This window comes from Arsenicicoccus cauae (assembly GCF_009707125.1).
GTDB lineage: Bacteria > Actinomycetota > Actinomycetes > Actinomycetales > Dermatophilaceae > Arsenicicoccus > Arsenicicoccus cauae.
This window is the reverse complement of sequence record NZ_WLVL01000002.1, coordinates 59,815-83,673: the sequence shown is the minus strand read 5'-3', so window position 1 is coordinate 83,673 and position 23,859 is coordinate 59,815. Positions and strand designations below refer to the sequence as shown.

General features: G+C 71.0%; 22 protein-coding genes. 3 read left to right on the top strand and 19 right to left on the bottom strand.

What is annotated here, in order from left to right; genetic code table 11:
- Positions 1 to 61: 61 nt before the first annotated feature.
- The 3 genes from GGG17_RS00455 to GGG17_RS00445 are packed head-to-tail and all read right to left on the bottom strand — an operon-like array spanning position 62 to position 3,800.
- On the bottom strand, positions 62 to 1,537 hold the full coding sequence (locus tag GGG17_RS00455) for a dihydrolipoamide acetyltransferase family protein (RefSeq protein WP_154591846.1): 1,476 nt from the start codon (positions 1,535 to 1,537) through the stop codon (positions 62 to 64).
- A complete protein-coding gene (locus GGG17_RS00450) occupies positions 1,534 to 2,610 on the bottom strand; it encodes an alpha-ketoacid dehydrogenase subunit beta (RefSeq protein WP_311966317.1) in 1,077 nt (358 codons plus the stop codon). The genes GGG17_RS00455 and GGG17_RS00450 overlap by 4 nt, the downstream gene beginning before the upstream one ends.
- Positions 2,607 to 3,800 carry a thiamine pyrophosphate-dependent dehydrogenase E1 component subunit alpha gene (locus GGG17_RS00445; protein WP_154591845.1) on the bottom strand — a complete coding sequence of 398 codons (1,194 nt, stop codon included), beginning with the start codon at positions 3,798 to 3,800 and terminating at the stop codon, positions 2,607 to 2,609. Before GGG17_RS00445 ends, GGG17_RS00450 begins: the two co-directional genes overlap by 4 nt.
- A 121-nt stretch (positions 3,801 to 3,921) precedes the next feature.
- Between GGG17_RS00445 and GGG17_RS00440 the strand changes: the two genes are divergently transcribed.
- The gene (locus GGG17_RS00440; protein WP_289032699.1) at positions 3,922 to 4,395 is read left to right on the top strand and encodes an Lrp/AsnC family transcriptional regulator; all 474 of its coding nucleotides are present in this window, start codon (positions 3,922 to 3,924) and stop codon (positions 4,393 to 4,395) included.
- Positions 4,396 to 4,433: 38 nt separating this feature from the next.
- Here the strand turns inward: GGG17_RS00440 and glmM are convergent, their stop codons facing one another.
- From glmM to rplM, 3 genes are all read right to left on the bottom strand, one after another.
- The gene (gene glmM / locus GGG17_RS00435) at positions 4,434 to 5,792 is read right to left on the bottom strand and encodes a phosphoglucosamine mutase (protein ID WP_289032701.1); all 1,359 of its coding nucleotides are present in this window, start codon (positions 5,790 to 5,792) and stop codon (positions 4,434 to 4,436) included.
- A 186-nt stretch (positions 5,793 to 5,978) separates the two neighbouring features.
- Positions 5,979 to 6,482 carry a 30S ribosomal protein S9 gene (gene rpsI, locus GGG17_RS00430; RefSeq protein ID WP_288797605.1) on the bottom strand — a complete coding sequence of 168 codons (504 nt, stop codon included), beginning with the start codon at positions 6,480 to 6,482 and terminating at the stop codon, positions 5,979 to 5,981.
- A 43-nt stretch (positions 6,483 to 6,525) separates the two neighbouring features.
- Positions 6,526 to 6,969 (bottom strand): 50S ribosomal protein L13, encoded by a 444-nt coding sequence (gene rplM, locus GGG17_RS00425; RefSeq protein WP_288797604.1) that lies wholly within the window; start codon positions 6,967 to 6,969, stop codon positions 6,526 to 6,528.
- Positions 6,970 to 7,218: 249 nt separating this feature from the next.
- Between rplM and GGG17_RS00420 the strand changes: the two genes are divergently transcribed.
- Entirely contained in the window at positions 7,219 to 7,818 is a 600-nt protein-coding gene (locus tag GGG17_RS00420) for a winged helix-turn-helix domain-containing protein (protein WP_154591844.1), read from the top strand.
- Positions 7,819 to 7,890: 72 nt separating this feature from the next.
- A complete protein-coding gene (locus tag GGG17_RS00415) occupies positions 7,891 to 8,733 on the top strand; it encodes an MFS transporter (RefSeq protein WP_154591843.1) in 843 nt (280 codons plus the stop codon).
- An 18-nt stretch (positions 8,734 to 8,751) separates the two neighbouring features.
- Here GGG17_RS00415 and GGG17_RS00410 read toward each other — a convergent pair whose 3' ends face one another.
- The 13 genes from GGG17_RS00410 to secY form a co-directional block, all read right to left on the bottom strand.
- Complete coding sequence (locus GGG17_RS00410; protein WP_154591842.1) at positions 8,752 to 9,693, bottom strand: aldo/keto reductase; 942 nt, start codon at positions 9,691 to 9,693, stop codon at positions 8,752 to 8,754.
- A 120-nt stretch (positions 9,694 to 9,813) separates the two neighbouring features.
- Entirely contained in the window at positions 9,814 to 15,594 is a 5,781-nt protein-coding gene (pulA, locus tag GGG17_RS00405; protein ID WP_446471666.1) for a pullulanase-type alpha-1,6-glucosidase, read from the bottom strand.
- A 159-nt stretch (positions 15,595 to 15,753) separates the two neighbouring features.
- Positions 15,754 to 16,641: a tRNA pseudouridine(38-40) synthase TruA gene (truA, locus tag GGG17_RS00400; protein ID WP_154591840.1), complete on the bottom strand. Its 888-nt coding sequence runs from the start codon at positions 16,639 to 16,641 to the stop codon at positions 15,754 to 15,756.
- A 99-nt stretch (positions 16,642 to 16,740) separates the two neighbouring features.
- Entirely contained in the window at positions 16,741 to 17,346 is a 606-nt protein-coding gene (gene rplQ / locus GGG17_RS00395) for a 50S ribosomal protein L17 (protein WP_154591839.1), read from the bottom strand.
- 81 nt (positions 17,347 to 17,427) lie between these two features.
- Positions 17,428 to 18,444: a DNA-directed RNA polymerase subunit alpha gene (locus tag GGG17_RS00390; RefSeq protein WP_288797601.1), complete on the bottom strand. Its 1,017-nt coding sequence runs from the start codon at positions 18,442 to 18,444 to the stop codon at positions 17,428 to 17,430.
- Positions 18,445 to 18,625: 181 nt separating this feature from the next.
- Complete coding sequence (gene rpsD / locus GGG17_RS00385; protein WP_154591837.1) at positions 18,626 to 19,231, bottom strand: 30S ribosomal protein S4; 606 nt, start codon at positions 19,229 to 19,231, stop codon at positions 18,626 to 18,628.
- Between the two features lie 24 nt (positions 19,232 to 19,255).
- Positions 19,256 to 19,660, bottom strand: coding sequence for a 30S ribosomal protein S11 (rpsK, locus tag GGG17_RS00380; protein ID WP_019286330.1), 405 nt, complete (start codon positions 19,658 to 19,660; stop codon positions 19,256 to 19,258).
- A gap of 118 nt (positions 19,661 to 19,778) precedes the next feature.
- Positions 19,779 to 20,159, bottom strand: a complete 381-nt coding sequence (gene rpsM / locus GGG17_RS00375; RefSeq protein WP_154591836.1) for a 30S ribosomal protein S13 — start codon at positions 20,157 to 20,159, stop codon at positions 19,779 to 19,781.
- Between the two features lie 258 nt (positions 20,160 to 20,417).
- Entirely contained in the window at positions 20,418 to 20,531 is a 114-nt protein-coding gene (gene rpmJ, locus GGG17_RS00370; protein WP_019286332.1) for a 50S ribosomal protein L36, read from the bottom strand.
- Between the two features lie 94 nt (positions 20,532 to 20,625).
- Positions 20,626 to 20,847: a translation initiation factor IF-1 gene (infA, locus tag GGG17_RS00365; protein ID WP_006946284.1), complete on the bottom strand. Its 222-nt coding sequence runs from the start codon at positions 20,845 to 20,847 to the stop codon at positions 20,626 to 20,628.
- A gap of 219 nt (positions 20,848 to 21,066) precedes the next feature.
- Positions 21,067 to 21,927, bottom strand: coding sequence for a type I methionyl aminopeptidase (map, locus tag GGG17_RS00360; RefSeq protein WP_311966316.1), 861 nt, complete (start codon positions 21,925 to 21,927; stop codon positions 21,067 to 21,069).
- Positions 21,928 to 21,936: 9 nt separating this feature from the next.
- Positions 21,937 to 22,500 carry an adenylate kinase gene (locus GGG17_RS00355; protein ID WP_154591835.1) on the bottom strand — a complete coding sequence of 188 codons (564 nt, stop codon included), beginning with the start codon at positions 22,498 to 22,500 and terminating at the stop codon, positions 21,937 to 21,939.
- On the bottom strand, positions 22,500 to 23,813 hold the full coding sequence (gene secY / locus GGG17_RS00350) for a preprotein translocase subunit SecY (protein ID WP_288797598.1): 1,314 nt from the start codon (positions 23,811 to 23,813) through the stop codon (positions 22,500 to 22,502). The genes GGG17_RS00355 and secY overlap by 1 nt, the downstream gene beginning before the upstream one ends.
- Positions 23,814 to 23,859: the final 46 nt, after the last annotated feature.

The following is a 23,859-nucleotide window of genomic DNA, read 5'->3' as shown; positions in this document are numbered from 1 at the left end:
CTGGACCAGACCCTCACGATCCCGGGGGCAGGGCAGACCCGGCGCCAGCACCAGCCGGCCGTCAGAGGTCGAGGAGCAGCGTGACCGGCCGCTCGATGCAGTCGGCCACGTAGCGGACGAAGCCCCCCGCCGTCCCGCCGTCGCACACCCGGTGGTCGAAGGTCAGCCCGATCGTCCCGACCGTGCGCACCGCGAGCGCCCCGTCCACGACCCACGGCTTGTCGACCAGTCGCCCCACGCCGACCATGGCCGCCTCGGGGTGGTTGATGATCGGGGTGGAGCCGTCGACGCCATACCCGCCGTAGTTGTTGAGCGTGAACGTCCCGCCGGTCATCTCGGCCGGGGTCAGGGTGCCGTCCATGGCCTTGGCCGTGAGCTCGCGCAGAGCCGTCGACAGCTCGGCGAGGCTCATCTCGCCGGCGCCGTGGACGACCGGCACGACGAGCCCGCGCGGTGACTGCGCCGCGAAGCCCAGGTTGATAGCCCCGCGCACCACGACCTCGTTGGCGGCCGTGTCCACGGTCGCGTTGAGCTCGGGATAGCGCCTCAGCCCGGCGACCACGACGCGCCCCAGCAGCGCGAGCACCCCGATGCGCGCGTCGGGGCGCGCCCCGGCGAGCCGCCTGCGGGCGGCGAGGAAGTCCGTCGCGTCCACGTCGACCCACGTCGTCGCGTCGGGGATCTCGCGGCGCGAGGTGGCGAGCCTGCTCGCGATCGTGCCTCGTATGCCGGTCAGCGGGATCCGGCGATCCGGGGCGGGGGACCGCGGGGTGGGGCCAGGAGCAGAGACCGGCTGCGCCGCCACGGGTCCCGCCGCCTCGCCGTCACCCCGAGAGGCCACCGCAGCCATCACGTCGCACCGCCGGATGATCCCGCCCGGTGCGGTCGGGGTCACGGTCCGCAGGTCGATACCGTGCTCGGCGGCCAGCTGACGCACCAACGGCGAGATCACGCGGACGGCGGCGCCCGGCTTGCTGGACACCTCGTCGCCCGCCGCAGGTGCGCCGGCGATGTCCGCCGGCACGCGCTCGTCGACCACGGGTGCGGCCGTGTCGCCCATCACGGGCCCGGCCGACGGCAGCGACGACCCCGCGGCCGGGGCAGTCGGTCCGCCCGTCCCCACCCGGCGACGCCGCCGACGCGAGCCCTCGCTCGTGCCGTAGCCGATGAGGACGGCACCGGACCCGGCCCGCTCCTCCTCGCGGTAGGTCTCCACGACGACCTCGGAGACCTCGCCCTCCCCGCCGGCTCCGGCGGCCGCAGCCGGGCCGCCGTTCGGCATCCCGTCGGCGGGCACGTCGACGTCCACCGTGATGAACGGCGCACCCACGTCGACCACGTGCCCGGCCCCGCCGTGGAGGGTGACCACGCTGCCGGCATACGGGCAGGGCAGCTCGACCTGGGCCTTGGCCGTCTCGACGACCGCGATCGGCTGGTCCACGACGACGACGTCGCCGGGCCCGACGAGCCAGCTGACCACCTCGGCCTCGGTCAGGCCCTCCCCGAGGTCGGGCAGGTGAAAGACCTTGTGGCTCATCGCGCACCAGCCTTCGTCGAGGGTGCCGCGGCCAGGTGGCGCGGGTCGGGCTCGTCGTCCCACTGCAACCGCGCCAGCGCGTCGAGGACCCGGTCCACCGAGGGGAGGTGCAGGTGCTCGAGCTTCGGTGCGGGATAAGGGATGTCGAAGCCCGTCACGCGCAGCACGGGCGCCGCGAGAGAGTGGAAGGCCCGCTCCTGGACGCGGGCCGCGATCTCGGCCCCGACCCCCGCGAAGCCCTGCGCCTCCTGCAGCACCAGGCACCGGCCCGTGCGGCGGACCGACGCCACGACCGTCTCGTCGTCGAACGGCACGAGGGAGCGCACGTCCACCACCTCGACGTCCCAGCCCTCCTCGCGCGCGGCCTCGGCCGACTCCATCGCGACGGACAGGGTGGGGCCATAGGCCACGACGGTGGCGGCGCGCCCGAGGTCGGAGGCCGGGCGACGTACCGCGGCCCGGCCGAGCACCTGGTCGTGGGTCAGCGACCCGCTCCCCCAGCGCGCCGACAGGTCGTCCAGGTCGGCGTCGGCCTTGGACCAGTAGAGGCGCTTGGGCTCCATGAAGACCACCGGGTCGGGGTCGTCGATGGCCGCGCGCAGCAGCAGGTAGGCGTCCTCGACCGTCGCCGGCGTCACGACCTTGAGCCCCGGCGTCGCGGCGTAGTAGGCCTCGGAGGAGTCGCAGTGGTGCTCGACCCCGCCGATGCCCCCGGCGAAGGGGATGCGGATCGTCATCGGGACCGTCACGGACCCGCGCGTGCGGTTGCGCATCTTGGCGACGTGCGAGGTGATCTGCTCGAACGCGGGGTAGGCGAACGCGTCGAACTGCATCTCCGCGACGGGCCGGAAGCCCGCCATGCACAGCCCCACGCCGAAGCCGATGATCCCCGACTCCGCGAGGGGGGTGTCGAAGCAGCGGTCGTCGCCATACGTCGAGGCGAGGCCGTCGGTGATCCGGAAGACGCCCCCCGCCACCCCCACGTCCTCGCCGAAGACGAGCACGTCCGGGTCGGACGCGATGGCGTCGGCCAGGGCACGGTTGAGGGCCGTGGCAAAGGTCGTGGTGCTCACCGGGCGCCCTCCGCCTCGGCGTCCAGCGGCGTCTCTGCCTCGAGCTCCGCATGCAGCAGGCCTTGCTGCTCCCGGAGCTGCGGCGTCGGGCTGGCGTAGACGTGTCGGAACAAGTCGTCGGGATGGGCCTCGGGGTCGAGGTTCATGCGCTCGCGCAGGTCGGCGGCCAGCCGCTCCCCCTCCGCCTTGGCCTCCTCGACGAACGCGTCGTCGACGAGGTCGCGGGCGCGCAGGTACTTCTCGAGCCGGGCCACGGCGTCCTCGTGGGCGATCGCCTCGAGCTCCTCCTTGGAGCGGTAGCGCAGGTGGTCGTCGGCGTTGGTGTGCGCCTCGAGACGCGTGGTGTGCAGCTCCAGGAGCACCGGCCCCTTGCCCGCCCGGGCCCAGGCGACCGCCTTGTTCATGACGGCGAGGACGGCGACGGCGTCGTTGCCGTCGACCTGCTCGCAGACCACGCCGTAGCCGATCCCCTTGTAGGCCAGGGACGGTGCGGCGGTCTGCTTGCTGAGCGGCACAGAGATCGCCCAGCCGTTGTTCTGGATGACGAAGACGGCGGGCACCTTGAACACGGCGGCGAAGTTCAGCCCCTCGTGGAAGTCCCCCTCGCTGGTCGCCCCGTCGCCGATGAAGGCCATGACGACCGTGTCGCGGCCCCGGCGCTGCTCGCCGTGCGCCAGCCCGGCCGCGTGCAGCAGCTGCGTCGACAGCGGCGTGCACTGGGCGGCGACGCGGGTCTGCGAGACGTCATACCCGCAGTGCTGGTCACCGCGCAGGAGGGTGAGGACCTCGACCGGGTCGACCCCGCGGCTCACCAGCGCCACGCTGTCGCGGTAGGTGGGGAAGACCCAGTCCTGATCGCCGAGGGCGAGGACCGACCCGACCTGGCAGGCCTCCTGGCCGCGCGAGCTGGGATAGACGGCGAGGCGTCCCTGCTTGGTGAGCGCGGTCGCCTGGATGTCGAAGCGCCGCCCCACCACCATCCGCCGGTAGCACTCGACCAGCTGGTCCGGCTCCGGCTCGACGTAGTCGTCGGTCACCGGCTGCACCCGGTTGCCCGCCTCGTCCAGGAAGCGCACCGGCTCCGGCGCGGGGATCAGCCCGGCCTGGAAGGGCTCGTGCCGGTGCGGGTGGTCGGGGTGGTCGACGGCCTGTGCGGCTGCGCGGCCGGCGACGTGGTCGGGTGTCGTCATCGACAGCCTCCGGTATGTCGTGAAGCGGGGTGACGCCATGGTGCGCCCCGGCCAGGCGATGGTTCAATGAGGCGGCGGAGAACCGGACGATCGGCTCTCGCAGAGCGAGGACGGAGGCCAGGTGTCTGACCACGCGCGCCCCGGCGCCCCTCTCGACGAGGTGGACCGCTCGCTGCTCGGCGCGCTGGTCGCCGACGGGCGGCAGTCGCTGCGCACCATCGCCGAGCGGCTGCACGTGTCGCGGGCCACCGCCTACGCCCGGCTGGACCGCCTGGTCGCGCAGGGCGTGGTGGACGGCTTCACGGTGCGCGTCAACCCTGAGGCGGCCGGGCTGGGCACGTCGGCCTACGTGCTGGTGTCGGTCGAGCAGAACTCCTGGCGCGAGGTCCGGGACGCCCTGGTCCAGGTGCCGTACGTCGAGCACGTGGCGCTGGTCGCGGCGGAGTACGACGTGATCGTGCTCGTGCGGGCGCAGGACAACGCGGCGCTGCGGGCGGTGGTCTTCGACCGCATCCAGATCATCCCTGGTGTCACCAGCACGCGTACCCTGCTGATCTTTGCGGAGTCCCGCGGCGAGGTCCCGCCCTTCCTCTGACCTGGCGTTGCCCTGACCCGATCACCCGGGGCCGGGCGTCAGATCGACAGGTTGTCCTTGACGACCTGGGCGAGACGCTCGGCGGCCCGCCGCGCGTCCTCCTCGGTCTGCGCCTCGACCATCACGCGCACCAGCGGCTCCGTGCCCGACTTGCGGAGCAGCACCCGTCCCGAGCCCTGGAGCTCGTTCTCGACCTCGGCGACGGCGATCTTGACGGCGTCGTTGCGGTCCACGGCGTCCTTGTCGACGCCCTTGACGTTGACGAGGGTCTGCGGGAGACGCGTCATGACCGAGGCCAGCTCGGCGAGGGAGCGCCCGGACTCCACGACGCGAGCGGCCAGCATCAGCGCGGTCAGCACACCGTCACCGGTGGTGCCGTGGTCGAGCATGATGACGTGGCCCGACTGCTCGCCACCGAGCGACAGCCCGTTGGCGCGCATGTCCTCGAGGACGTAGCGGTCGCCCACCCCGGTCTGGCGGATGGTGACGCCCTGGCGCTCCATCGCCTGCAGCAGCCCCAGGTTGCTCATGACCGTCACCACGAGGGTGTCCTCGGCGAGGCGTCCCTGCTCCTTGAGGGCCAGGGCAAGGATCGACATGATCTGGTCCCCGTCGACGACCGTGCCCTGCGCGTCGACCGCCAGGCACCGGTCCGCGTCGCCGTCCCAGGCGACACCGAGGTCGGCGCCGCGGGCGACGACCGCCTCCGACAGGCGATCGAGGTGGGTGGAGCCGTAGCCGTCGTTGATGTTGAGGCCGTCGGGGGACGCCCCGATGACGTCGACCGTGGCACCCGCCCGCTCGAACACCTCGGGACCGACCTGGCTCGCTGCTCCGTGGGCCGCGTCGACGACCAGGTGCAGCCCGTCGAGGCGGGTCGGCACGGCGTCGAGCAGGTGCTCCATGTAGAAGTCGGCGCCCTGCGGGAAGGGACGGATGCGCCCCACCGCCGCGCCGGTCGGGCGGTCGCTCGACGCCTGCTGCTCGGCGTCCAGGCGCTCGAGGATCTCGTCCTCCTGGGCGTCGGACAGCTTGTGCCCGCCCTTGGCGAGGAACTTGATCCCGTTGTCGGGCATCGCGTTGTGCGAGGCGGAGAGCACGGCGCCGATGGAGGCGTTCATCCGGGCCGTGAGGTACGCGATGGCCGGGGTGGGCAGCACCCCGGCGTCGAGGACGTCGACGCCCGCCGACGCGAGACCCGCGCAGACGGCCGCGCCCAGGAACTCGCCCGAGGCGCGGGGGTCACGGCCCACGACCGCCACGGACCGCTGGCCACCGAAGGCCCCCTTGTCGCCGAGCGTCCGCGCGGCCGCCACCGACAGGTGCAGGGCGAGGTCCGCGGTGATGTCCCGGTTGGCGAGGCCGCGGACGCCGTCCGTGCCGAAGAGTCGAGCCACAGGAGGCCTTTCGTCGTCGGGCCGCGCGGCGGCGAGCCCGGGTCAGCTGAGCGTGGTCTGCTCTCGACCGTACTACGGCGGGCGTCGAGGAGGTCGGCGCCGGTCCGTGACGCCGGACGGCGGCCGCCCCGTGAGGGACGACCGCCGTCGGTGGCGCGAGGACCCGCGCGTCGGCGCGGAGTCAGATCAGCGCTTGGAGTACTGCGGGGCCTTGCGGGCCTTCTTGAGACCGGCCTTCTTGCGCTCGGGGACGCGGGCGTCGCGGGTGAGGAACCCGGCCTTCTTGAGGGTCGGACGGTTCAGCTCCTCGTCCACACCGTTGAGCGAGCGGGCCACGCCCAGGCGGACGGCGCCGGCCTGGCCGGAGGGGCCACCGCCGTGGACGCGGACGAGCACGTCGTAGGCGCCGTCGAGCTCGAGCACCTTGAGGGGCTCGTTGACGATCTGCTGGTGGACCTTGTTGGGGAAGTACTCCTCCAGGCCGCGACCGTTGATCTTCCACTCGCCGGTGCCGGGGACGATGCGCACGCGGGCGATGGCCTGCTTGCGGCGACCGGTGGCCGCGCCGGGGGCGGAGGCGGAGGGCTTGCGGGAGGGCTCGACCGGGGCCGAGGACTCGCTGGTGTACTCGGTGAGCTCGGGCTCGTCGGTGTCGAGGACGTTCTCGACGTCGATGCTGGTGTCAGCCACGTTGTTTCCTTAAATGTCTACGGCAGCGTCGCGCGGCGGCGGATTACTGCGCGACCTGGGTGATCTCGAAGGGGACAGGCTGCTGGGCCTGGTGCGGGTGCTTGTCGCCGGTGTAGACCTTGAGCTTGGTCAGCTGCTGGCGGGCCAGCGAGTTCTTCGGCAGCATGCCGCGGATGGCCTTCTCGACGGCCCGGGTCGGGTCCTTGTCGAGCAGCTCGGCGTAGCTCTGGCTCTTGAGGCCACCCGGGTAGCCGGAGTGCCGGTAGGCCATCTTCTTCTCGAGCTTGGCACCGGTGAGGGCGACCTTCTCGGCGTTGATGATGATGACGAAGTCGCCCATGTCCACGTGGGGGGCGAAGGTCGCCTTGTGCTTGCCACGCAGGAGGGTGGCGGCCTGGACGGCCAGACGGCCGAGCACGACGTCGGTCGCGTCGATCACGTGCCAGGTGCGAGTGACCTCGCCCGGCTTCGGGGTGTACGTACGCACGGTGGTTCTGCCTTACGTTCGGATGAGTGTGTATCGGCGGTATGCCGTGAGCTCCCGGCGACCTGCGCTGGGGTGGCACGCCCGCGGAGGGCACACGGCACAACAGTCCTCAAGTCTACCGGCCGAGCCGCGCCACCCCAAACGGCGGGTGGAGCACCGCCGTACGGCCTCTGACCTGCGGCAATGGGTCTCCCGACGCATTTTGCAAAACAAGTGTGCAAACGTCCTGTGCAAAGCTATTGTGCACGTATGACGATCCCCCCGCCCCCTCCCCCGCTGTCATCGGTGCGGCTCACCGCCACCGCCGTCAAGGTCCTCGCGCACCCCCTGCGATCCCGCCTCGTGAGGGCACTGCGACGCGAGGGGCCTTCCACCGCAACCGCGCTCGCGAAGGTGATGGGCACCAACAGCGGCGCGACGTCATACCACCTGCGCAAGCTCGCGGAGGTCGGGCTGGTGGTGGAGGTGGGTGACCGTCAGGGCCGGCGACGGCTGTGGGCCGCGTCCGCCGACCTCACCCAGTTCAGCCCCAGCGAGTTCCACGACGACGAGGACGCCGACACGGCCCTCGGCTGGCTGGAGCGGGACTGGCTGCAGCACTTCCACGACAAGTTCGGCGCCTGGCTGGACGCCCGTCACCGCTGGCCCTCCTCCTGGCAGGACGCCGCCTCGATGAACGACACCATGCTCGTCGTCACCGACGCCCAGCTCGCCGAGCTACGGGACCGGGTCTCCGAGCTGGCCGACTCTTATCGGACCGCGGGCCAGGGCAACCCGGAGGCCAAGCGTGTCTCCTTCTACCACGTCGCCTACCCCATCGACCTCGACAAGGCCCCACGGCGTCGCTGACCCCCACCCCCCGCCCACTGGTCACCTCCCGACACCCCGCCCACAACTGACCAGTCGTCGAAAGTGGCTCCCATGCGTCCGCTCGCCCCCCGCACCGTCTTCCTCGTCTTGACCGGCACCCGGTGGGCCCCGGTCGGGCTGGTGGTCGGCGTGTTCACGCTGTGGGCGCGCGAGCGTGGGCTCAGCGTCGCCGAGACGCTCACCTACGTGTCCTTCCAGGGCCTGGCCGTGCTGCTGCTCGAGCTCCCGTCGTCGGGGCTGGCCGATGCGCTGGGTCGGGGGCACAGCGCGCTTCTGCTTCCCCTCGTCCTCTATGCCCTGCTCTGCGTCGTTCACCTGGTGGCGACGTCCGCCCTGTTGCGGGAGACGCGGGCCGAGGATGCCCCACCCGGTGGTACGGGGTCCGGCGGGCTCGCCGCGCTCGTCGCCTCCGCACGCGCGACGCCCAGGGTGATCGGCGACAGCGTCCGGCTCGTGGTCGGCAACCGCGTCCTGTCCTCCCTCGCCGGGCGGCTCCACCAGCGCATCGGGGTGCCTCGCACGGCCATCGTTGCCCGCGTGCTCAACGGGCTGGGGGCGCTCGCGATGGGGCTGGCCGCGGGCCCGGTCGCGCTGGTCGCCGCCTACCTGTTCACGTACGCCCTGCACGGCACCGCGGGCGTCGCCCACAACGCCCTCCTGCACCGCGAGGCCACCTCGGGCAACCGGGCGACGGTGCTGTCGCTCAACTCGCTGGTCTTCTGCGCGGCGGCAGCGGCCTGGTCCCCCGTGCTGGGACTGCTGGCCAGCCGCACGAGCACCGCGACGGCCATGGCCCTGGGCGGACTCGTCTCCGTGCTGGGTCTGCTCGGCTACCTGCCTGCTGCACGGGCGGATCGTCGCCGGAGTGCGGCACGGGTCCGCGACCAGTGCTGACGCCGGACCGGTCCGGCGTCAGGGCACGCCGGCACCCCGCGCCGACGTGAGCAGGGCGTACCACTGCTCACGGCTCATCGACGCGGCCACCCGCTGCGCGCCGGCGCAGGCCAGGATGCGGTCAGGATCCGTGCTGCCCACCACCGGGGCGATCCGTGCGGGGTGCTTCATCAGCCACCCGAGGACGACCTCCTCCCGCGTGGCGCCCAGCTCCTCGGCGAGCCTCGCGACGAGACGGGCCGTCCGACGATCGGCCCCCTCGGCGTCGTCCGGGAGCCGGCCCGAGTAGCGCCCCTGGGCGAGGCTGCCCCAGGCCTGCACCTGGACGCCCTGCTCCCGGCAGTGCTCGAGGGTCCCCTCGGGGAAGGGCGCCGAGGTCGACGCGGCCGTGTTGACGCAGATGCCCTCCTCGACGAATCCCCGATGATGCAGCGACAGCTCGAGCTGGTTGACGGCGAGCGGGAGGTCGAGGTGCCGCTGCAGGGATCGCATCTGGGCGGCCGAGAAGTTGGACACGCCGACGGCGCCCACCAAGCCCTCGCCGACCAGCTCCTGCAGGGCGTCCGCCGCGTCCTGCGGCTCCATCAGCGGGTCCGGCCGGTGCAGGAGCAGGGTGTCGACGTGGTCGACGCCCAGCCGCTCGAGACACGCTCGGGCCCGTCCGCGGATGGCCTCGCCGGACAGGTCGTAGTGGCCCACGACGTCGTCGGTCGGCAGGGTGATCCCGACCTTGGTCTGGATGCGGATCCGGTCCCGCAGCCCGGGATGGCGCTGCAGCACCAGGCCGAACGCCCGCTCCGCCTTGCCCCGCCGGTAGATGTCGGCGTGGTCGAAGGTCGTCATCCCGGCGTCCAGCGCGGCCAGGACGGCGCGCTCGGCCGCATCGACCGCGTCGACCGTGACCTCCTCGCCGTCCCAGTCGCCGCCCAGCCCCATGCATCCGTAGACCAGCTCGCTCATCCGCCCAGTCTCGCGGACGCGGCGGTCCCCCGCACGGCGTGCCGGGCCGCGGGACGGATCACGAGCGGAGCCCCCGGCCGGCGACCGGTCGGGGGCTCCGCTGTCGGCGATGGGCGTGCCTCAGCGCGCCGGCTGGACGAACACGGCCACGGTGCGGGCGGGGACGGTGGCCACCCCGGCCGCGGCGTCCCAGCGAGACCCACGGACGACCGCGTCCGCGCCCCGCTGCTGGACGGGAGACAGCGTCAAGGGCGTGCCCTTGAGCGCCGGCACCGACTGGGTGACCGCCTCGGGCGTGGCGTTGAAGACGACGACCACGCCGTCCAGCGCGGGGTCGACGGCGGTGCCCCGGGTGTCGTCGATCCGCATCACGACCACGCCCTGGTGCGCGTCGCCCGTGCCGCTGACCGGGTAGCTCAGCTTGGCCTTGATCTGGTCGGCCGTGCCGAGGCGGAACAGCGGCGTGGAGAAGCGCAGCCGCAGCAGGTCCTGGGCCTGGGCCGTCGCGGTCCCCACGTCGGCGGGCGACGGCTTGAGCGAGGCGTCGGCGAGCAGGGGCCGCATGAACTCCCACTTGGCCTTGTTGGGACCGGCCGGCGGCAGCCCGTGGCCGAAGCCGTTGTCGGCGCCCGTCCAGGACAGGGTGTTGAACCAGTCACCGCTGTTGTAGCTGTCCCGGTCGAAGCTCTTGCTCCGGAGCAGGTCGGCCCCCGCGTGCCAGAAGCTCGGCGACTGCCCGAGCGCCGTGGTCGACAGCGAGAGGGTGTTCATCCGCACCCGGTCGGCCATGGAGGTCGCCCGGGGCAGCTTCATCGTGAGCGCGTCCCACAGCGTCTCGTTGTCGTGGGCGTCGACGTAGCTGATCGCCTCGTCCGGCTGGTCGGCGTAGCCGGCCTTGGCGCCGTTGTAGTCCACCTGCTCGCCGGTGACGACCGCCCCCCGCGTGCTCCGGAAGCGGAAGGACCTCAGCTGGCCCGCCAGGCCGAGCTGCAGCAGGTCGGTGTCTCCCGCGAGGTCGGCGGCGCCGCCTGCGACGGGGCTGCCGTTGGGGTCGGTCGCCACCCCCGAGCCGAAGCCCTGGGCGCGAGGGTCGTCGTCGAACGGCCCACCGCCTCGCACCGCGTCGCGGAGCCGGTCGTTGAACGACCCGATACCGGTCCCCCCGAGCTGCCCCTGCGTGGCCTGGCGGAAGAGCGCGTTGTCGGCGACCTCGCCGAAGTTCCAGCCCTCGCCGTAGACGTAGACGGTCCGGCCGTCGACCCCGTCGCGCGCCGGGGTCAGGGCGTCGAGCGCGGCCCGGACCTTGACCATGGACTCGCGGCTGTGGTGCCCCATCAGGTCGAAGCGGAAGCCGTCCACCTTGTAGTGGCGCGCCCACAGCACCACGGCGTCGACCATGGCCTTCTCCGCCATGGCGTGCTCCGTGGCGATGTTCTGGCAGCAGGTGGAGGTGTAGACCGCGCCCTTGGCGTCCAGCCGGTGGTAGTAGCCGGGGACGACCCGGTCCAGCACGGACGTGGCGTCCTGGCCCGAGGCCGGGGTGTGGTTGAACACCTGGTCGAGGACCACGCGCAGCCCGGAGCGGTGCAGACCACCGACCATCGTGCGGAACTCCGCCACGCGCGCGCCTCCGTCAGCGCCGGCGTCGCTCGAGGCGTAGGAACCCTCGGGGGCCATCCAGTGCAAGGGGTCGTAGCCCCAGTTGTAGCCGTCCTTGTCGGCGACCTTGGCGAGGCAGGCCTGCTGGCCCTCGCTCGCCGGCCCCATGGACGAGAGGTCGCAGCCCGGCGTCTGCTGGTCTGCGCGCCGCTCGGGGATCGAGGCGATGTCGAAGGTCGGCAGCAGGTGCACGGTGTTGAGCCCCGCGCGGGCCAGGGACCTCAGGTGCTTGGTGCCGTTGCCCTCGTCGGCGAACGCGAGGTAGGAGCCCCGGTGGGCCGCCGGCACGCTCTCGTCGCCGATCGAGAAGTCCCGCACGTGCAGCTCGTAGATCGTGGAGTCCACGGACTGCCGCAGGGCCGGTGCCTTCGCCTCGCGCCAGAGCCGGGGCGCCAGGGCGGGGTCGGCGAGGTCGACCGCCACGGAGCGACCGGAGCCAGGCGTGAGCGCGACGGAGTACGGGTCGGTGACCACGTTGGTCTCGACCTTGCGGGTGCGTGGTGCGTAGACGACGACCTCGTAGGCGTAGCGCGAGTCCTTGAACCCGGGCCGCGTGACCGTCCAGGCACCGTCCTGACCGCGGTCCATCCGGGTGCGCGTCGCGCTCGAGACCGGGGCGTCGGCTGCCGCCCCGGCGGGCCACGACAGGAGGGTCACCTGCTGAGCCGTGGGCGCCCACACCGCGAGCGAGGCCGTGCTCCCGCGGAAGGTCACGCCGTAGGAGCGGGCCGCCGCACGGCCGGCATACAGCGCGTCGAGCACCAGGGCGGTCTGCACCCCGGTGGCGTCCTGGATGCGACCGAGGTGGTCGTACATCCCCACGGCCACCTGCCCGCGGAGGATCTCCGGAGCCTGACGGGCCGCCGCGCGGTCCAGCCGCAGGGCGTGGTAGCCCTTGAGCTCGGGGTGCGAGGCCAGCACAGCGGCCGGTAGGCCCGCAGGGTCCCGCGTCAGCGCTGCCTGACCGCCGTCGGGTGAGGTGATCGCCTCGGCGTCCATGGCCAGCCGTGCGGTCGGCGACCAGTGCAGCCGCCACCGCAGGAGGGCCGGGTCGGTCCCCTGCGGCACCCCGGAGGCAGGCCAGGCCACGAGGTCCGGCGCGACCCAGACGGCGCGCTGCGTGCCGAGGTCGGGGGCCGACCCGGCCCGGGACGTCTTCACTGTCGTCATGTGGGTGCCGATCGTGTAGGAGATGGTGACGACCGTGCCGTCCGAGGGCACGGTGAAGGACATGTTGGCCCCGCCCGCGGCGCCGCCCGCACCGTAGCTCTCGGTCCACGACAGGCCGTGCGTCACCTTGAACTCGTAGCTCCCGGCGGGGATCTGGTCGCTCGACCAGGTGTAGGTGCCGTCCCCGTCCGGGTCCTGCAGCCACGGCCGCATGCAGTCGGGTGCCCAGTCACCGCCGCAGCCGAGCTTGGCCTGGTAGGAGCCCGGGGCCGTGATGATCGGGCCCTGCGCGTCGCTGGTGGCGTAGTGCGTGGCGTGGTCGTAGTAGAAGGTGACGTTGCCGCCTGGTGCGGTGTAGTCGATGTTGGACCCGCCCCGGACGCCGCCGGCGCCGTAGTTCTCGTCCCACGCGCGGTTGATCGCCGCCTTGTAGGAGTGCTGGCCCGCCGGGATCGTGGTGAACGTGCGCTTCCAGACCTGGTCCTTGGCGTCCAGCGCGAGCTGCGCCTGGTCGCAGGACGGGGCCCAGTCCTCGGCGCACCCCATCTCGGTGTTGTGCGTGCCCGGGACGGACACCGCCGCGGGCTGGGTCACCGGGCCGACCCCTCCACCACCCGGCAGGGGGTCGTTGCCGGGATCCCCGACGATGCCGTATGACGAGGACGCCGACACGTTGCCGGAGCTGTCCTTGGCCACGGCGCGGTACTCGAGCAGCGTGCCCTTGGCCATCCCCGTCACGTCGTGAAAGACCCGGTAGGGAGCATTGTCGTCGGTGCCGATCGTGGTCCACCCGGACGTCCCCACCGGACGGTAGGCGAAGGTGACCTGGGCGAAGGTGTTCTCGGGGATGGCCGCCGCGATCTCCGCCCGACCGCCGACGGCGGCGCCGGCACCCGGTGAGGTGAGATAGACCGCCGGCGCCGCCGGGCGGTGCGTCATGGAGCCGGTCGAGGACCAGACGCTCACCGACAGCGGCGGCACGGTCGCGGTGACTCGGCCATCCTTGTCGGACTTGAGGATCGACGTCGTGCCGTGCACGGGCAGGAAGGGCCGCTGCCGGACGTAGGTCGAGAAGGAGGCGGACGCGGCCTTGGTGCTGTTGTTGACGGCGACGACGTACTCGCGACCGGTGGCCCGGTCGATGCGCGAGAAGGCGTAGATGCCGGCCGCGTCCGAGGCGTAGCGGTGGATCTGGGCACCGTCCGCGAGCGCCGGGTTGGCCTGCCGCAGCGCAGACAGCTCGGAGATCGTCCGATAGAGCGGTGCGGACCTGTCGTAGCGGTCCCGCGACCCGGGGGCTCCGCCGATGACGGGCTCCTCGGCATACTGCTGGACCTTGGTGGCGAACATGTCCTGGCGCGAGTCCTTGTCGCCCCCGGCCCCTGCGAAGCCCTGCTCGTCGCCGTAGTAGGTGACGGGCTGTCCCCGGGTGAGGTACATGATCGCGTTGGCCAGCCGCGTGCGCTGCAGCAGCTCGTCGCCGGTGTAGCCCGCCTTGGCGAGCATCATGCCGACGCGTCCCATGTCGTGGTTGCCGAGGAAGGTCGGCAGCTGGTAGGCGTTCGAGTCGGCGTCGGTGTAGTAGTCGTCGCCGGCGAACAGGTCGCGCAGGCCGGTCGTGGCCTTGCCCTGGGCGGCGGCCACGGCTGCGCCCTGGAAGCCGAAGTCCAGCGTGGCGGGGAGCTTGCCGGCCGTGGTGTAGGTGGACATCACCTTGGGGTCGCCGTCGTAGACCTCGCCGAACATGAAGAAGTCCTTGCGGCCGATCGACCGCGCGTGGTCCAGGACCCGCGGAGAGAACCGCTGCCAGAACTCGAGATTGACGTGCTTGACCGTGTCGATCCGGAAGCCGTCGATGCCGAGGTCGACCCACGCGGCGTAGACGTCGCCCATCCCGTCGACCACCTCGGGACGCTCGGTGAACAGGTCGTCCAGACCCACGAAGTCGCCGTAGGTCGTCGACTCGCCCGCCCACGTCGAGTCTCCGCGGTTGTGGTACATCGTCGGGTCGTTGAGCCAGGAGGGCACCCGCACCGTCTTGTCGGTCTCGGTGCGGTAGGTGGGGGTGTAGGGGAAGGACGTCTGCGCCGACAGGGGCGGGAACTGCTTGTTGACGTAGTCCCGGTCGTCGAACGCCTGACCCGTGGCCGTCTTGTAGGGGACCGCCGACTTCGGCACGTAGGAGTACTGCTTCTGGGCGTAGTCGAGCACGTCGGCCGTGTGGTTGGTGATGATGTCGAAGTAGACCTTCATCCCCTTGGCGTGCGCTGCGGCGACGAGGGCCTTCATCTCGGCGTTGCTGCCCAGGTGCGGGTCGATCTGGGTGAAGTCGGTGACCCAGTAGCCGTGGTAGCCCGCGCTCGCGTCGGCCCCGGTGCCCTGGACCGGACGGTTCTTGAACGACGGAGTCAACCAGATCGCCGTGGTGCCGAGCCCCTTGATGTAGTCCAGGCGCTGCTGCAGCCCCGCCAGGTCACCCCCGTGGTAGAAGCCCTTGTCGGACGGGTCCAGCCCCGTCTCGAGCCGACCTCCGGCAAGACCCCCGCGGTCGTTGGACCGGTCGCCGTTGGCGAACCGGTCCGCCATCACGAAGTAGAAGCGCTCCCGTGTCGTCGGCGGACGGAGGCTGTCCCCGGCCAGAGCCTTGTCAGCCGCGGTCGCGCCGCCGGACAGCCCGAGCGGGGTGATACCGGTGCGGTGCGTGCTGTCGTCGTACGTCACCTGCAGCCGTGCCGGGCCTCGGAGCACGAGCGGAGCGTTGGCTCCGCCCTTGGTGCCGTCGAGCGCGTAGGACTCCTCCCACGTGCCGTTGATCGCGGCCTTGACCTCGTAGGACCCGGCCGGGACGTCGAAGGTGCGCTGATAGGTCGTCGTGCCCGTCTCGGGCACGAGACGCGTCTGCTCGCAGGCGGGTTGCCAGTCGTCGGAGCAGCCGAGCTCGGACTGCAGCGAGCCGACGAGGGTCACGGTGCGGGGCTCGACCGCCGTGGCGAGAGGCGCGTGCGGCAGGCCGATCGCGGCGAGGGCCAGGGCGGCGAGGGTGGCCAGTGCCGGACGGGCAGCGCGGCGAATCATGAGCGGCACGATGTCTCCTGAGACTCATGCCCGCAGTGGGGTCCGCGGGCACCTGACGGGCCACGTCGTCGTGGTCCGCTCGACAGTATGGTGCCCGCCACCGACAGACCGCCCCCCAGCCCCTGCAATAAGTTGCACTTCTTGCAGCAAACCGCGTCAGCCGTCCTCTCCACGCGGGGGTCGGCCCCCCGGGAGGGTCCGCACGGACCGAGCCTCTCGCGCCCGCGCCTGCAGCTCCGGGTCGGGCGGGTAGACGACCTCGTCCAGGCTGAGCCCGTGCGGCGCCATGACCGCCACCCCCGGATCTCGCCGGGCCCCCGCCAGCACCGACCGCAACCACTCACGGTCCCGGCGTCCCTCCCCCACCGGCACCGCGCCCCCGATCAGCGCTCGGACCATCGAATGGCAGAAGGCGTCGGCGCGGACGGTGGCCACGAGGACCCCCTGGTCGTCACGCACCCAGGAGTACTCCAGCAGCGTGCGGATCGTCGTCGCGCCCTCCCGTTGCCGGCAGAAGGCCGCGAAGTCGTGCAGCCCGACCAGACCCGCGCACGCCTCCTGCATGCGGGACAGGTCGAGGGGCCTGCGCACCACCGTCGTGTCGTGCCGTCGCAGCGGGTCCAGGCGCGCCGGGTCGTCCAGCAGCCGATAGCGGTAGCGCCGCTCCACCGCGGAGAAGCGGGCGTCGAAGCCCTCCGGCGCCACCCGCACCGCCCGCACCACGACGTCGCCGGGGAGCACCCCGTTGAGACGCGTCACGGCGGCCTCGACCGGCCTCCGGTCCGAGCGCCCCGGCAGCCGCGCCAGCAGGTCGTCCGCGACGTCGAGGTGGCAGACGGCGCCGCGCGCGTGCACCCCCGCGTCCGTGCGCCCGGCCACGGTCAGCCGCGGCGGCGCCTCGCTGCGCAGGATCGTCTGCCACGCGACGGCGAGCGTCTCCTCGACGGTCCGTCGGCCTGGCTGCGCCGCCCACCCGCTGAACCCCGTCCCGTCATACGCGAAATCCACCCGCAGTCGGGACAGGGCGGACGGCGGGGTCTCCATGAGCGTCCATCCTAGCGATGGCACGAGGACCCCTCGTATGCCGCAGGGCCCGGCACCCCTGGTGGGGGTGACGGGCCCTGCTGTGCTCCGGGGACGCGGTCAGGCGTCGCCCTTGGCCTCGGTGGTGCTGTCCGTGGCGGCGTCGGCCGCCTGGGTGGTGGGCTGGTCCTCGACCGGCGCCTCGGGGGCCTCGGCCTCCGGGGTGGCGACCGGCTCCACCGTCTCGGTCTCGACAGCCTCGGGGGCCTCGACGGGCTCGGCGGTCTCGACCGGGACGGCCGGCTGGGAGTCCCTGGACGCGCGCCGGGTTGCGGCCTCGGCCTCCTTGACGGTGGCCTTCTTGGCGACGGGCTCGCGCACGAGCTCGATGACGGCCATGGGGGCGTTGTCGCCCTTGCGCGCACCGATCTTGGTGATGCGGGTGTAGCCGCCCTGGCGCTCCGCCATGTCCGGCGCGATCTCCACGAACAGGCGGTGGACGACACCCTTGTCGCGGACGACCGTGAGGACGCGACGACGAGCGTGCAGGTCTCCGCGCTTGGCGAAGGTGATCATGCGCTCGGCCAGGGGGCGCAGGCGCTTGGCCTTGGCCTCCGTGGTCGTGATCCGGTCGTGCTCGAACAGCGACGTGGCCAGGTTGGCCAGCATCAGGCGCTCGTGGGCCGGACCGCCGCCGAGACGAGGACCCTTGGTGGGGGTAGGCATGGTTTCTCCTAGATAGTCCGACCGACCGCAGGGGGCGCCGACCGTGGCACCGTGAGGTCAGTCCTGCTTTCGGTCAGTAGTTCAGTACTGCTCGTCCTCGAGGGCGATGTCGTCCTCGTAGCTGTCGTACGCCTCGGCGATCGTCGACGGGTCGAACCCGGGCGGGCTGTCCTTGAGCTGCAGGCCCATGCCCACGAGCTTGGCCTTGACCTCGTCGATCGACTTCGCACCGAAGTTGCGGATGTCGAGCAGGTCGGCCTCGCTGCGACCCACGAGCTCACCCACGGTGTGGATGCCCTCACGCTTGAGGCAGTTGTAGGACCGGACGGTCAGGTCGAGGTCCTCGATCGGCAGCGCCAGGTCGGCGGCGAGCGCGGCGTCCGTCGGGGACGGGCCCATGTCGATGCCCTCGGCCTCGACGTTGAGCTCGCGGGCCAGCCCGAACAGCTCCACCAGCGTCTTGCCGGCGGAGGCCATCGCGTCGCGCGGAGCCATGGAGTTCTTGGTCTCGACGTCCACCACCAGGCGGTCGAAGTCCGTGCGCTGCTCGACACGCGTCGCCTCGACCTTGTAGGTCACGGCCAGCACCGGGGAGTAGATGGAGTCGACCGGGATGCGGCCGATCTCCTGCTCGCCGGACTTGTTCTGCTGCGACGAGACGTAGCCACGGCCACGCTCGACGGTCAGCTCCATCTCGAGCTTGCCGTTGTCGTTGAGCGTCGCGATGTGCAGGTCGGGGTTGTGCACCTCGACGCCCGCGGGCGGGGTGATGTCGGCGGCGGTGACGGCGCCGGGACCCTGCTTGCGGAGGTACATCACGACCGGCTCGTCGTGCTCCGAGGAGACGACCAGGCCCTTGATGTTGAGGATGAACTCCGTGACGTCCTCCTTGACACCGGGGACGGTGGAGAACTCGTGGAGGACACCGTCGATGCGCAGGCTGGTGACGGCGGCACCCGGGATGCTCGACAGCAGCGTGCGCCGCAGCGAGTTGCCGAGGGTGTAGCCGAAGCCCGGCTCGAGGGGCTCGATGGTGAAGCGGGAACGGGCCTCGGAGAGCATCTCCTCCGAGAGCACCGGACGCTGTGCGATCAGCACGGTCTTCTTCCTTCCCATGGACGCCCGCTATATGACGTCTCATGAATCCCCTGGCGGGGCGGCCGCTCACCTCTGTCCGTGAGCCGGCCGGCCGGTCCGTCCGCGGGACGGACCGTGGTCTCAGACGTATGGCGGCGAGCCGGGCCGCAACCCGGCCCACCGCCATGCGTCGTGATGCCGATTACTTCGAGTAGAGCTCCACGATCAGCTGCTCCTCGACGGGGACGTCGATCTGCTCGCGCACGGGCAGCTGGTGGATCAGGATCCGCAGGGAGCCCGGGACCACCTGCATCCACGCCGGGATCGGACGGTCCCCGAAGGTCTGGCGAGCCAGCTCGAACGGGAACGTGTTCACCGACTTGGGACGGATGTCGATGATGTCGTACTGGGTCACCTGGTAGGACGGGATGTCCACGCGGACGCCGTTGACCGTGAAGTGGCCGTGGGCGACGAGCTGACGCGCCGCACGACGGGTGCGGGCCAGGCCGGCACGGTAGACGACGTTGTCCAGGCGGGACTCCAGGATCTGGAGGAGGTTCTCGCCGGTCTTGCCGGGACGGCGCGAGGCCGTCTCGTAGTAGTTGCGGAACTGCTTCTCCAGCACGCCGTACATGTAGCGGGCCTTCTGCTTCTCGCGCAGCTGGAGGAGGTACTCCTTCTCCTGCACGCGACCGCGGCCGTGCATGCCGGGCGGGTAGGGGCGGTTCTCGAAGTTCCGGTCGCCACCGACGAGGTCGGTCTTGAGACGACGGGACTTCTTGCTCATGGGTCCGGTGTAACGAGCCATAAGTCAGCTATCTCCTTCCGTGTCTCAGACGCGACGGCGCTTGGGCGGGCGCACGCCGTTGTGGGGGGTGGGCGTGACGTCGCTGATGGCGCCGACCTCGAGGCCGGTCGCGGTCAGCGAGCGGATCGCCGTCTCGCGGCCCGAGCCCGGGCCCTTGACGAACACGTCGACCTTGCGCATGCCGTGGTCCATGGCGCGGCGCGCGGCGGCCTCCGCGGCCATCTGCGCGGCGAACGGCGTGGACTTGCGGGAGCCCTTGAAGCCGACCTGGCCGGCGGACGCCCACGAGATCACCGCACCGGTCGGGTCGGTGATCGAGACGATCGTGTTGTTGAACGTGCTCTTGATGTGAGCGTGCCCGTGGGCGACGTTCTTCTTCTCCTTGCGGCGGACCTTCTTCGCCGCAGCCTGACGGCCCTTGGGAGGCATGTGGCTGGTTTCTCCTGTAACTCGGTAAGTGAAGACTGTGCGTGAAGTGGACCGACTGATGTGCCGCGCCGCGAGGGTTTCCAATCCCCCGGCTGGGCGTCCGGTTCACATCGGTTGGTTACTTCTTGCCGGCCTTCTTCTTGCCGGCGACCGTGCGCTTGGGACCCTTGCGGGTGCGGGCGTTGGTCTTGGTGCGCTGACCGCGGACGGGCAGACCACGACGGTGGCGAAGGCCCTCGTAGGAGCCGATCTCCACCTTGCGGCGGATGTCGGACGCGATCTCGCGACGGAGGTCACCCTCGATCTGGTAACTCCCCTCGAGGTGGTCGCGGAGCTTGACCAGCTCCTCCTCGGTGAGGTCCTTGACGCGCGTGTCCGGGTTGACGCCCGTGGCCGCGATCGTCTGCACGGCGCGGGTGCGGCCCACGCCGAAGATGTACGTCAGTGCGACCTCGACGCGCTTCTCGCGCGGCAGGTCGACTCCAACGAGACGAGCCATGTGGTTGGTTCTCCTGATACGGACGGAGGTCTGGAGCAGCACCGTTCCGCTGACCCCACGCCGTCGCCGCACGGCGCCCTCTTGGTCGGGCGCCTCGCTCGGACGAGGATCTCGGTCCCCGGCCTCCGTGCCGGGGGTGACGTCCAGGTCTCGACGGTTCGAGACCTGAGGCCGGGTGCTGCTGGCAATGCTTCGTGCGCGTTCGGCGGAAGCCTGCGCGTGCGGGTCGACGCGGCCGGGGCCACGATGACCGGTGGATCAGCCCTGACGCTGCTTGTGGCGAGCGTTCTCGCAGATCACCATGACCCGGCCGTTGCGGCGGATCACCTTGCACTTGTCGCAGATCTTCTTGACGCTCGGCTGAACCTTCATCTGCCTACTGTCTTCAGATCGGGCCCGGGGCACGGACGTGCTCCAGGCGGGTGGATCGGGTGGTGCCTGCCGACCACCGGACCGGACGAGCCGGTCAGCGGTAGCGGAAGACGATGCGCCCTCGGGTCAGGTCATACGGGCTGAGCTCAACGACGACCCGGTCCTCGGGGAGGATGCGGATGTAGTGCTGACGCATCTTGCCGGAGATGTGAGCGAGCACCTTGTGACCGTTGGTGAGCTCCACCCGGAACATCGCGTTCGGGAGAGCCTCCACGATCGTGCCCTCGATCTCGATGACACCGTCCTTCTTGGCCATGTCCTCCACATTCCGTCGAGGCGGACCGCGCCCTGCGAGCAGGACGACAACCGCCGTGGCACTGTCTGATCGGGTACTTCCGGCACACGTTGTGACGAGACCTTGACCTGCCATGACCAGCCGCCGGGACAGGTGGGTCTGAACGCTCGTGAGCCGACGCACCAGCCTACGCCATACCCCCGCACGCAGGGAAATCGGCGCAGGCGCGCTGGGGGGACGTCAGGCCTGGTCGAGCGGGCCGTATGCCGCGCCCGCCGCCCGCAGCCGCTCCGCTCCCCCGTCGACCTCGGTGAGGACCCACAGACCCGCGTCCGTGACGGCCACGGTGTTCTCCCAGTGGCTCGCCGCGGAGCCGTCGTCGGTGACGACCGTCCACTCGTCGTCGAGCACGTGGTTGTCGGCCGAGCCCAGGGTGATCATCGGCTCGATCGCCAGGGTCACGCCGCTGCGGACGGTCGGCCCCCGGTCGCGGACGCGATAGTTGTAGACCTGGGGGTCCATGTGCATGGACGTCCCGATGCCGTGGCCGACGTAGTCCTCCACGATGCCGTAGTCGACCCCGTCCCGCCGCCCGGAGGCCTCGATCGAGTCCTCGACCGCGGCCCCCACCTCGTGCAGGCGGCCCCCGACGCGCAGGGCGGCGATGCCCGCCCACAGGGATGACTCGGTGGCGTCGGACAGCGCGAGCTCGGCCGGCCTGGCCGCCTCCCGCCCCCCGACGACGAAGGTGCGGGCAGCGTCGCCATGCCACTGCGTGCCGTCCTCGAGGACGTAGCAGCCGCAGTCGACGGACACCAGGTCGCCCTCCAGCAGCATCCGGTCCCCCGGGATGCCGTGCACGATCTGCTCGCCGACGGAGACGCACAGCGTGTGGTGGTAGCCCGGCACCTCGGCGAAGTTCGGCACCATGCCGTGGTCACGGATGAAGCTCTCGGCCAGCGCGTCGAGCTCCCCGGTGGTCATACCGGCCCGCAGCTCCTCGGACAGCATCTGCAGGGTGCGGCCGACGACCAGCCCCGCACGTCGCATGGCGCGGATCTGGTCGTCGGTCTTGGTCTGGATCCTGGAACGCCCGAACACGTGGTTGGCTCAGCCCCGGACCGTCTGGAGGAGTCGCTCGGTCACGTCGTCGACCTCGCCCATGCCGTCCACCTCATGGATCAGGCCCCGCTCGCGGTAGAGGTCGATGAGGGGTTGCGTCTCGCGGGCGTAGATGGCCATCCGCTCCCGGATGACCTCCTCCGTGTCGTCGACCCGACCCTCCACCTCGGCCCGCTTGAGCAGGCGCTGCACGACGGCGTCCGTGTCGACGGTCAGGACGAGGACGGCGTCCAGGGGGCGACCCATGCGCTGAAGCATCCCGTCCAGGGCATCGACCTGGCCCACGGTGCGCGGGTAGCCGTCCAGCAGGAAGCCGGGCTGGCAGTCGGGCTGGGACAGGCGGTCGGCGACGATCGCGTCGGTGATCTCGTCCGGGACGTAGCCCCCGCCGGCGATGATCTCCTTGACCTTGAGACCAAGCTCGGTCTCGGCCTTGATGTTGGCGCGGAAGATGTCGCCGGTCGAGATGGCGGGGATCCCCAGACCCTCGACGAGCCGTGTGGCCTGCGTCCCCTTGCCGGCGCCGGGCGGACCCATGATGATCAGTTGCATTAGCGCAAGAACCCTTCGTAGTTTCGTTGCTGGAGCTGGGACTCGATCTGCTTCACCGTCTCCAGGCCGACGCCCACCATGATCAGCAGGGAGGCGCCGCCGAACGGGAAGTCGCGCTGCACGTTCATCGTGGTGAACGCGATCACGGGGATCAGGGACAGCAACCCCAGGTAGAGCGCACCCACCGAGGTGAGCCGGGTGAGGATGTAGTCGAGGTACTGGGCCGTGGGGCGCCCTGCGCGGATGCCGGGGATGAAGCCGCCGTACTTCTTCATGTTGTCGGCGACCTCCTCCGGGTTGAAGGTGATCGACACGTAGAAGAACGTGAAGAACACGATCAGGGTGAAGAAGATCAGCGAGTACCACGGCCCGCTGCCCATGCCCAGGTGCGTCTGGATCCACTCGGCCCAGGCGGGCGGGTTGGCGTTGTTGCGCTGGAACGTCGCCACCATCGTGGGCAGCTGCAGCAGCGAGGACGCGAAGATGATCGGGATGACGTTGGCCATGTTGATCTTCATCGGGATGTAGGTGCTGGTGCCGCCGTAGACCTGACGGCCGACCATGCGCTTGGCGTACTGCACCGGGACCCGCCGCTGGCACTGCTCGACGAAGACGACGATGGCCACGATGAGAAGACCCACGAGCATCACGAGGATGAAGCGGCCGAGCTGGCGACCGTTGGCGGCGACCGAGCCCCAGAGCGTGCCGGGGAAGCTGGAGACGATCGAGGTGAAGATCAGCAGCGACATCCCGTTGCCGACGCCCCGGTCCGTGATGAGCTCACCCATCCACATGACCAGGCCGGTGCCGGCGGTCATGGTGACCACCATGATGAGGAGTGCCGGCAGGGACTCGTCCGGCATGATCGACGTGCACTGGCCACCGAACAGCTGGTCAGGGTTGCGCGCGTACGTGACGTACGTGGCCGACTGCAGGATCGCCAGCCCGATCGTGAGGTAGCGGGTGTACTGCGTCAGCTTGGTCTGTCCGGACTGGCCCTCCTGCTTGAGTGCCTCGAACCTTGGGATGACGACGGTCAGCAGCTGCACGATGATGCTGGCCGTGATGTAGGGCATGATGCCCAGCGCGAAGATCGACAGCTGCAGCAGCGCGCCGCCGCTGAACAGGTTGAGGATGCCGAGGGCACCGGTATTGGTCTCGGCGCCCTGCAGGCAGGCCTGGACGTCCGTGTAGCTGACGCCGGGCGTGGGCACGATCGACCCGACGCGGAAGAGCGCCATCACGAACAGGGTGAACAAGATCTTCTTGCGAAGGTCCGGCGTCTTGAACGCACGGGTAAAGGCCGACAGCACAGGTCCTCCTCGGCGACCATGACGACTTACGCAGGGTAGCATCCGC